The 3254-nt window shown below is 71.0% G+C and carries 5 protein-coding genes; all 5 read right to left on the bottom strand.

Going from position 1 to position 3254, the window contains the following annotated elements; all coding sequences use genetic code 11:
* A partial coding sequence (locus EQG76_RS13370) for a triphosphoribosyl-dephospho-CoA synthase (protein ID WP_159714101.1) occupies nt 1–370 on the bottom strand: 370 nt, incomplete at its 3' end.
* Nucleotides 360–920 carry a chemotaxis protein CheW gene (locus EQG76_RS13375; protein WP_159714103.1) on the bottom strand — a complete coding sequence of 187 codons (561 nt, stop codon included), beginning with the start codon at nt 918–920 and terminating at the stop codon, nt 360–362. The genes EQG76_RS13370 and EQG76_RS13375, both read right to left, overlap by 11 nt.
* Before the next feature lie 20 nt (nt 921–940).
* Nucleotides 941–2227: a CheR family methyltransferase gene (locus EQG76_RS13380; protein ID WP_159714105.1), complete on the bottom strand. Its 1287-nt coding sequence runs from the start codon at nt 2225–2227 to the stop codon at nt 941–943.
* On the bottom strand, nt 2224–2697 hold the full coding sequence (locus EQG76_RS13385; protein ID WP_159714106.1) for a chemotaxis protein CheW: 474 nt from the start codon (nt 2695–2697) through the stop codon (nt 2224–2226). The genes EQG76_RS13380 and EQG76_RS13385 overlap by 4 nt, the downstream gene beginning before the upstream one ends.
* A gap of 236 nt (nt 2698–2933) precedes the next feature.
* On the bottom strand, nt 2934–3254 hold a 321-nt coding region (locus EQG76_RS13390; RefSeq protein WP_159714108.1), incomplete at its 5' end, for an FCD domain-containing protein.

Raw genomic sequence — 3254 nt, forward strand, 5'->3', positions numbered from 1 at the left:
GGTCGATGCCGGCAGAATCGACGTCGTCGAGCCGGCTCTGCAGCCCGGCGCGCAGCGCGCCCACGGCCTGCCGGAGCTCGGTGAACTCGTTCTGCCATTCGGCCAGCGCGTCCTGCCGGTTGGCACTGGCATTGCCGAGTGCCGCCAGCAGGGTGACGTCGCGCAGCCGGTTCCGGGCGGCGCGCGCCTGCTGCTGCACCAGTGCGATCTCGTTGACGTCGTTCAGGAACGACAGGTCGTGCTCGACGATCTGCTCGCTCAGGTCGCGGACCGAGCGCAGCACATGCAGCTGGTAGAGGCCCAGCGCCAGCATCAGCAGGACGATGATGCCGAAGGTGACGAGGATCTTCTGCCGGACGCTAAGCCACATGATTTGCCGTTCCGTCGACGCGACCGAGGATGGTCTCGGGATCCAGGAGGTCGATGCCGCTCCGGGTGATCCGCCCGAGCGTGCCGGGCAGGCCGTCATCGGCCGGGAGCAGGTCCGCGGCCGGAGCCTCGACGATGCCGACGGCGCGATCGACCCGCAGGCCGACCCGCCCGCCGCCCTGGCGCAGCACGACCAGATGGCCGCCGCCACGCCGGGCGGACCCCGCCCGCCTGCCGAACAGCTCCGCGAGGTCATAGACGCGGCAGAGCACGCCTCTGGTCTCGACCAGCCCGAGCAGCGCCGGTCCGGCTCGCGGCAGTCTCGCCGGCAGCGGCATTGACGCCACCTCGGCTACGGCATCGATCCTGAGCGCGCAGCTCTCTCCGTCGGCCTCCAGCAGCAGCAGTGCGGTCGTGACGGTCTCCGCAGCCTTGCTGCGCTTCGCCAGCTGCCGGGTGCGCTCCAGCAGGATCCGCCGGGTGCGCCCGTCCGGTCCGTCGGGAGCGGCAGCGGCCGCCATGGGTTCGGGCTCGGGATGCCGCTTGGTCATGGCGCCGCCTGTTCCCATGTTCAGGCGCGCAGCTGGCGCAGCTGGCCGACCAGCAGGCTGCGGAGCTCGGCGGCGCTCAGCTCACCGGCAGGCACGGGCTGGTCCTCGCCGAATTCGGCCAAACAGCGGAGTGCGTTGGTGAAGGCCTTGAGCGCGCCCGCCAGATCGCCGCGCCGGCGCAAGAGGTCGCCCAGCTGGAGATGGGCCATCGCGAAGCCACGGTCGAGATAGATCGCGCGCCGCAGCGCCTGCTCGGCGGCCTCCGCCTGCTCCGCCTGCCGGAGCGCCAGGGCGTCCTGGTAGAACGCCACGGGATCGGGCGGCAGCGGCGCCGGAGGCGGGCTCGGGGCAGGCGTGGCAATGGTCCGCCACGGCGCCGGCCGTGCGGTGGCCGCTGTCCGGTGCAGCCGCTGGCCGACCCCGGTCGCCCGCCGCTCCGTGCGGCGGTCCTGCCGGCGTTGGTAGAGGATAGCGCCCGGGGCCAGGACCGGCTCGAAGTCGGCCTGGAACGGCGTGCCACCCTCGGCATGGCCGATCAGGAGCCAGCCATGACTGACCAGCCGCGCCGCCAGCTTCGGCGCCAAGGCTGCCAGGGTTGGCTGGTCGAAATAGATCATCACGTTGCGGCACAGGATGATGTCGAAGTCGGCCAGCCAGTCGTCCGGTGCCGGCTCCGGGGCCAGGTCGATCAGGTTGTGGTGGCGGAACTCGACCATGCCGCGCAGTTCCGGACGCACCCGCCAGCCTCCGGGACCCGGCTCCACCACTGCCGCCCGGTCGGCCGGCGCCACGTCCCGCAGCGCCCATTCGCTGAATTCACCGCGCCGCGCCTGGGCCAGGAAGGCCCGGTTGATGTCGGTGCCGAGGATCGTGACCCGCCACTCGGACAGGCGCTCGCCCAGTGCTGCGCGCACCAGTGCCGCCAGTGAATAGGCCTCGGCCCCGGTGGCACAGCCAGCGGACCATAGGCGTAGGCTGCGTCCGGCGGCGTTGCGGGCGATCGTCTCGGGCAGCAGCTGGTCGCGCAGGGCCTGGAACTGCTGGCTGTAGCGAAAGAAGAAGGTCTCGCCGATCGTCAGCTCCCCGACCAGCGGGTCCCACTCGCCTGTGCCGGACGAATCCGCCTCCAGCAGCGCCAGATAGCCGGCGCAGCCGGCAGCCCGGCAGGCGGCCAGCCGCCGCTGCAGCCGCTCGGCCAGCGCCTCGTCCTTGTCCTGGAAATATGCCAGCCCGGTAACCGCGAGGATCCGGCGCTTCAGCAGGGCATAGCCGGGATCGCGCAGGAGCGGGTGGTCGGCACGGCTCATGCGCGAGCACCTTCGCCGGCCTCTGCCGACCGGCCGGCCACCCACAAAGCCGGCGCCGCACCCTCACCCAAATGCACCAGCCGCCCGGCATCCAGGAGATGCCAGCCACGGCCTGCCCACTCGACCTGCCCCGTTACCACGCCTTCCAGGCTGCGATGGGCCAGGAAGGGCGGGCTCACCGGCGCTGCGGCCACGTCCAGCACCTCGTCCACGATCAGCGCGCACGGCTCGTCGGCATGGCGCAGCCTGAGGAGCGGCGAGTATAGCCCGGGCGGCCGCTCCGGCAGCCCGAGCAGCCGGTCGGTCCGCAGCGCCAGGCAGACCGAGCCTTCCAGGCGGAACACGCCGCCCACGGTCGGCGCCATGCCGGGCAAAGGCTGCAGGATCGGGCAGGGCAGGATCTCGACGACGTCGGCGAGCGGCAGGGCGAGGTCCATGGAGGAAACGCGGAACAGCACGACGTGGATCATCTGCGGAAGTTCTCGTCGAGGCGTTTCAACCACAGGGTCAACCCAGGAGGCGCCTACCATGTCGGTCGAACGGCGCAGTGCCAAGGAAGCGGGACTTACGATCCAGCAGAATTCCCACTTCTCCGGCCCAAGGCCAGCACTCCTATTGCCGTCGATAATGACGACTTGTCCATATCGGAAATCACGATGATGAATTGCAGTGGCGTCGACGCCTCACCTTGGAGTTGATCACGCCCTCAGAAACCGGCGCGCACGAACTCCCAGGCCGCCGCCAGATGGCCGCGCAGGGTGCGCTCGGCTCGGTCCGCATCACGACGCATGATCGCTTCCAGGATCGCCTCGTGCGCACGGCAGTTCATCCGGTCGATCTCCACGGCATGGGGCATGCGCGCCCAGGCCGCCGCCAGCCAGCCGACGAAGGCCTGCTGCAGTGCCGGGAAGATCGGGTTGCCGGGCACCTGGTAGAGCACGGCGTGGAACGCGACGTCGGTGGCGTAGAAGCGCGGGCCGTCGCCCACCGCAGCGCGGTTGTCGGCCAGCGCCGCCTCGAGCGCGGC

Source organism: Geminicoccus flavidas, from assembly GCF_009806515.1.
Lineage (GTDB): Bacteria > Pseudomonadota > Alphaproteobacteria > Geminicoccales > Geminicoccaceae > Geminicoccus > Geminicoccus flavidus.

Bases quoted from the DNA above. Each gene is read 5' to 3' on its own strand.
- EQG76_RS13375 (WP_159714103.1), bottom strand. From the start codon at position 920: ATGACCAAGCGGCATCCCGAGCCCGAACCCATGGCGGCCGCTGCCGCT.
- EQG76_RS13380 (WP_159714105.1), bottom strand. From the start codon at position 2,227: ATGAGCCGTGCCGACCACCCGCTCCTGCGCGATCCCGGCTATGCCCTG.
- EQG76_RS13385 (WP_159714106.1), bottom strand. From the start codon at position 2,697: ATGATCCACGTCGTGCTGTTCCGCGTTTCCTCCATGGACCTCGCCCTG.